The organism is Pseudomonas sp. HY13-MNA-CIBAN-0226, assembly GCF_040310305.1.
In the GTDB taxonomy this organism is placed as follows: domain Bacteria; phylum Pseudomonadota; class Gammaproteobacteria; order Pseudomonadales; family Pseudomonadaceae; genus Aquipseudomonas; species Aquipseudomonas gregormendelii.
This window is the reverse complement of the sequence record NZ_JBEOPS010000600.1, coordinates 1-238: the sequence shown is the minus strand read 5'-3', so window position 1 is coordinate 238 and position 238 is coordinate 1. Positions and strand designations below refer to the sequence as shown.

Sequence of the window (238 nt, the reverse complement as noted above, 5' to 3'; positions counted from 1 at the left end):
ACCCTGCACGGCGTGGCCCGTGCGGCCTTGCAGCTGTGCGTCGCCGACCAGCAGATCGATCCCGGCTTGAGCGGCCAAGGCGTAGATGGCGGTGTCCAGTGGCTGAGCGGGCACGTTGAACGGACGAACGCTGTCGAGCGTGGCCACCTTGCCCGGCGCCCCCGTTGCCGTGCTTTGCTGAGCGGCCACCTGGCCTGTCGATACCGCGCCAAGCAGCATGATGGCCATGCCTATAGCC

General features: G+C 68.1%; 1 protein-coding gene. It reads right to left on the bottom strand.

The features are described from left to right. A partial coding sequence (locus tag AAEZ05_RS30080) for a hypothetical protein (protein ID WP_350650312.1) occupies nt 1-238 on the bottom strand: 238 nt, incomplete at both ends.